The organism is Flavobacterium suncheonense GH29-5 = DSM 17707, assembly GCF_000430025.1.
Classification (GTDB): domain Bacteria; phylum Bacteroidota; class Bacteroidia; order Flavobacteriales; family Flavobacteriaceae; genus Flavobacterium; species Flavobacterium suncheonense.
Genome location: NZ_AUCZ01000027.1, coordinates 1 through 5,369, shown reverse-complemented (window position 1 = coordinate 5,369; position 5,369 = coordinate 1). Strand labels below are relative to the sequence as shown.

The window sequence follows — 5,369 nt, the reverse complement described above, 5'->3', positions numbered from 1 at the left end:
TGCTTTTACGTTTAGTTTTTCACGCACCAATTTTCACAACGTTTTTCCACAATATTTTTCCACAACAATTATAATTGATAGTTATAAAATTTGATAGAAAATTTATTTGTAGAAATCGTTTAGGTTCTGATTTTTACGCGCGCAAGGCAACTGATTTATAACGTCCCGCCGGCTTTAAGAAGTGGCGGATTTTTATTACTGATGTTTACAAATATACCGAAAAGTTAGAAAGAAAAAACTTGTTTCGAAGAAAGAAAATATTCACTGACCATTACCGATAAATCCCTAAACCCGCCATTTCTTAAAACCGCTGTTATGCGATCGGCTTTTGTTTCGTTACCAGTTTTTTTGAATCTTGATTAATTTATCATTTTCAAATATTAGAGAAACTCTTTCAAGTGAAATAGTGTCTAATTTAAAGTTCATATGCTCATAAAAAATGTGGTTTTTGAGCTCTTTCTCAATTTGTATTTTTGTTAAATCAGTACGATTTATAATTCCGATTAGATTGTCGAGATCATTTTCTGTGTTTTGATAACCTTCTTTTTGATATGTTAAAGTTACACCTTGATCAACAATTGAATAAGTTGAAAATCCTATTACTAATATTAGAAATACAAAGCAAATCCAGAAAGCAATTTTCCACTTATTCATTTATGTTATTTTTAATTAGTAATTTGTTTTTGATTAATTGTCAGTCTTTTGCGTTTCGTTTTTCCAAGCTGTCGCATAACGTTTCAGGCTTAGCCGTCGTTGCGGCAATTTAAGAAAAATATTATTATGAAATGCAGCGCATGAAAATCCGAAGGATTTTCTTTTAAAGTTTAGACCAGCAATGCGGCTAAACCCTTGTTAGCTGTTCGTTGCTTTTTAGGTTAGTTCTTTTAATTCAATTTTCAGTAACTCTTTTGCTTTGTTTATGTCAGTTTCAGTCCAAATTTCTACAAAATATTTTGTTTGCCAATTTTGAGTTTTTTTTGCTTGCTTGTTTTCTGTTATACTCCAAGTTGGATAAACTCTTATACCACGTTTTCCGTGACTTTTTTTAGTTGTCAAAATTTTGTTTTCACTTAAAACTGTTTTGTTAAAAATAAAAACACCAAACTTTTCTTCCTGTCGAGTTGCGATTATAAAAAAATCAAATTCGTCGTCAACATTATGCGGTTCTGTTATTCCGTTTTCGTTTCGTTTCCAAATCGCTACAAATTGTCCAGTTTTTGTGGGTGTAATTTTCGCCATTCTAAATTTTGCTTTTTGTTTATTCAGTTCAAAATTATGCGCAAAATATTCTTGGCTTTCCAATTCGGTTTCTACATTTTCAAGCATTATTCCACAAACTTGAAAAATATAGTTATTTATAAGTTCAATTTCGGAAAATGTGTTGTTGGAATTTATCAAATCTGGATGAATTAATTTTTTTGTAAGTTCAGTTTTTCTGCGTCGCGTGGCAATGACAGCTAACGTGTTGCAGCTTGGCAAAGTTGCGACAGTTAATGATTTACGTTCACAAATATACCGAAAAGTTAGAAAGAAAAAACCTGACTTCGGAGAAGAAATGCAAACAATATCGCTTACCGATAAAAACCAAGCCTAGCAATTTTGCCAAACTGCTGTTATAAATTCGGTTGCCCCACAAACTTGGGACACTCCAATTTTCCGGCACTGTTTTTTGCGTTCCAATTGGCAGGAAAGGAGCGAAGGAAAATTAGCTTTTTAGTTTTTTTAAACAGCACTTAAAATTCAATAAAAAAACTAAAATGCTAATGAGCGTTGGCATTCTATTCAGGCGTGTGATTTGTCATCAGGTGTAAATTTTTAATTTACACTTGTGGCAAATTTTAGATGAATGTGATTTTCAAAGATTTGCGTACTGAGTTTCCAGTATTGCTTTTACGTTTAGTTTTTCACGTACCAATTTTTACAACGTTTTTCCACAATATTTTTCCACAACAATTATAATTGATAGTTATAAAATTTGATGGAAAATTTATTTGTAGAAATCGTTTAGGTTCTGATTTTTGCGCGCGCAAGGCAACTGATTTATAACGTTTCAGGCTTAGCCGTCGTTGCGGCAATTTACGAAAAATATGTTATGAAATGCAGCGCATGAAAATCCGAAGGATTTTCTTTTAGTGTTTTATGCCAGCAATGCGGCTAAACCGTTGTTATAATTTGTTGCGACACACAAAGAATTTTACACACAGTAACCACAATATTTGACACTCCAATTGCGCAATGTATTTCGCTTCTTTTAATGAACAGATTCTTCTTTTTCTAGGTTTTAGACAACGAATTTCTACAAAGTAACCACAAAGAATTTCTACAAAGAAACTCGACAAAGTAATTCCGTAACTATTGCGTAAAGAATTTAAAAACTAATTATAGACAACGTTTTCACACACAGTTATTTGATTAAATTATGCGTAAAGTTTTGATTTTTTAAACCAGAACTTTCCATTAAAAACTGAACCTGGATTACAAACCGGAGCAATGAATTATAACGTCCCGCCGGCTTTGTGTCAGGCGAGGATTTTTATTACTGATGTTCACAAATATACCGAAAAGTTAGAAACGAAAAATCCCGAAAGAAAGAAGAAAATACAAACACCAAGCCTTTACCGATAAATCCCAAAACCTCGCTTGCACAAAACCGCTGTTAGCAAACGTTTTAATATTTGTCAGGATTCCAACGATCTAAATTATTTAATCTTACCGCTAATAATTTTCTAACAAGCCAAGGCTTTGATTTTAATTCAATAAGCGCTTCATTTAAGAAATCTTCTTTAGTTAATTGTGGTTTTGTAAATTCACCATTGTCATAACAGCAGTTGCAAAATGCCAAATTTGCTTGCCCATCCTTGTTTAGTCCATTAATTCTTATAGAACTAAAAGATTTTCCACAACTTTGACACCATTTATAGATTGAATCACTTTGTTTAACCCCGGTTTTTGTATCATGTTCATCTATAAACCATAAGAATAAACCAAGCATTAAAAAGCAAAAACCAAGTACAATTATATTAATAAAGATACCTTGAGAATCTTGTTTGAATTTTTTTTCTGCCTCTAAATTTTTATCAAGCATATCAGCTTTTTTATGATACAATTTATTTTTAAATTTTAATTGTACATATGTCTCCCACATTTTATTGATTGAGTCACTTACTAAAACTGCATTTTTTTCACCATTTAAAAGTCGGTTAAAATGCGTTGTTGAATCTGTTGAGTAGATTGGATTTTTAATATTATACTTAATTGCTAAATCTTCTGATACGCTTTTTAAGTTATTTAGATAATTATCTGTTTTAAGTTCATTTATTGAAACAGAATCATGCCATTGATTATATAAATCAATTTTTTCAAAATATTTTTGATCATTTTGATCGCCGCGATATATTCCGTAAGTAAGTAAAAGAATACCTATTAGAACTAAAAATTTTGATATTTTATCAGGAATATTAATATTCATGTCGTTTTTTAAAAATGTTTGCTAACGTCCCGCCGGCTTTATGAAGTGGCGGATTTTTTATTACTGATGTTTACAAATATACCGAAAAGAATAAAAGAAAAACGTTCAGTAAAAGAAGAAATGCAAGCCCAAACCATTCCAAAAAATCACCAAGCCCCGCCATTTCTTAAAACCGCTGTTAACTGCTGGTTAATCTATTTTTTCATAGTATTGATCCAAATCCTCAAATAGCATAATTCTGGGATTTCCTAAAAACCAAATTCTATTTATATAAGTTTCAAATGACTCTTCATTAGATATGTTAATTTGATTTTCATTTATATTAATATTTGTCTGTCCTTCACCATAGGACAATTCAATTTTTGTCCCATCTAATGAATAAGTTATGTTGTATTTACCTTTTCCATAATAAGGACTTTCGAATTGATTGTCTTTTTTTAAGATTAAAGTATCAGCAACATGTGGATTAGTTCCAATAAAATCATTTTCAAAATTTCTATTTACATATTTTCCAAGTAATGTTTTACCCATAAAGAAATTATTGTAAGTATAGATTGCTATAAAAATTCCAGCGATTAAAAGAAAGCTTTTTTTCAAGTTGTAAATTTTAGAAATTTTATTCCTGTTCGTAACCGTCTCGTTTTTCATAACTTGCAGTTAACGTTTTGCGGCTTAAAACAGTGGCGTATTGCCAAGCCCAAGCCATCACAAATATACCGAAAAGTTTAAAAGAAAATGTTGAATAAAAGTGCAGAAGTGCAAACAACAACTTTTCCTAATATTCACTGACCTAGCCATTGGTTTAAACCGCTGTTATGGGCTGGGCTTTTCAGTCTTATTATTTGAAAAGACTTTTTACATTTTCTGTTAATTCAAGGCGTACATTATCATTATTAGTTTTAAAGAGTTTTTGCCAAAATGTTTTAGGTTTTGGTTCTGATTTTATGAGCAAAAATAACTCTTGACCATCAAGCGTTTTAGGGTATAAAACCCTTGTTGCCCAATTTGTTGAAGCAAAAAGGTTAGGTGCTAATTCGCAATTAAGTTTTTTTCCTAATTGTTCCCAAAATTCTTCATGATCAATTGCAGTTGAAGGTGCTTGCCACCATTGGTCAATAGTATCTGCAAAAACAAAAAACCAATCTTCAGCTAATCGTCCAGCCGATGTAGTGTATTCTCCTATGAACTTAATTTTTTCAATGTCAAGTTTCCATTTATTCTGCGAATCTAGCTCATAGAGTATTTTGTCGTCCAGAATAGTCAATTTATTTATAATGATCATTTTTTTATCGATTTCGTTGGCTAGCCTTGCCCATAACGTTCCCGCAGCTTGGCCGTCGTTGCGGCAATTTACGAAATATTTGCTATGAAATGTAGTGCATGAAAATCCGAAGGATTTTCTTTTAAAGTTTAGACCAGCAATGCGGCTAAACCGCTGTTGTGTGTAGTGCTTATTAATTTCTGACTATAGTTTTTCGTTTTTCTGGGACAATCCAATTTTGAATTAATTGATATTTGTTTGGCTCATTTTTGGGATAATTTTCGCCATTTTTATTCCAAATTTCTACGCAATCAATTATACCATTTGTTAGATGAACAGAAATATCTGCTAAAATATTCTGTGATTCATTGATTAATTCTAATCCATCAATTCTTTCAATTGGGTTCCCATCGACATTTTTGTTTGAGTTATTAATGGTTGGTATTTTGTAATCATTAATATTTTTATCTGCATCAAGATTGATGAAAAGCCCAATTCCAGTATGTTCTTGGTTGTTTTCCTTAAGAAAAGGAATTTGACAACGTAAGTTCTTTTCATTTTCCAATCCATCAAATATTAAATCTAGGATATCTAGTAAAAGTTGAGATTTGATCATTTATTACATTGGTATTGATTTCG

The 5,369-nt window shown here is 31.3% G+C and carries 6 protein-coding genes; all 6 read right to left on the bottom strand.

Annotated features, from left to right (window positions below; translation table 11 throughout):
* Positions 1-336: 336 nt before the first annotated feature.
* The gene (locus tag G498_RS0109695; RefSeq protein ID WP_026980983.1) at positions 337-654 is read right to left on the bottom strand and encodes a hypothetical protein; all 318 of its coding nucleotides are present in this window, start codon (positions 652-654) and stop codon (positions 337-339) included.
* Positions 655-870: 216 nt separating this feature from the next.
* Positions 871-1,479, bottom strand: coding sequence for a MepB family protein (locus G498_RS0109690; protein ID WP_244877129.1), 609 nt, complete (start codon positions 1,477-1,479; stop codon positions 871-873).
* A 1,189-nt stretch (positions 1,480-2,668) separates the two neighbouring features.
* Positions 2,669-3,469, bottom strand: coding sequence for a zinc ribbon domain-containing protein (locus tag G498_RS14975; protein WP_035745134.1), 801 nt, complete (start codon positions 3,467-3,469; stop codon positions 2,669-2,671).
* Positions 3,470-3,658: 189 nt separating this feature from the next.
* Positions 3,659-4,117 carry a hypothetical protein gene (locus G498_RS0109670; RefSeq protein ID WP_026980981.1) on the bottom strand — a complete coding sequence of 153 codons (459 nt, stop codon included), beginning with the start codon at positions 4,115-4,117 and terminating at the stop codon, positions 3,659-3,661.
* 190 nt (positions 4,118-4,307) lie between these two features.
* Positions 4,308-4,751: a hypothetical protein gene (locus tag G498_RS0109665; protein ID WP_026980980.1), complete on the bottom strand. Its 444-nt coding sequence runs from the start codon at positions 4,749-4,751 to the stop codon at positions 4,308-4,310.
* 172 nt (positions 4,752-4,923) lie between these two features.
* Positions 4,924-5,346, bottom strand: a complete 423-nt coding sequence (locus G498_RS0109660) for a hypothetical protein (RefSeq protein ID WP_026980979.1) — start codon at positions 5,344-5,346, stop codon at positions 4,924-4,926.
* Between the last annotated feature and the right edge of the window lie 23 nt (positions 5,347-5,369).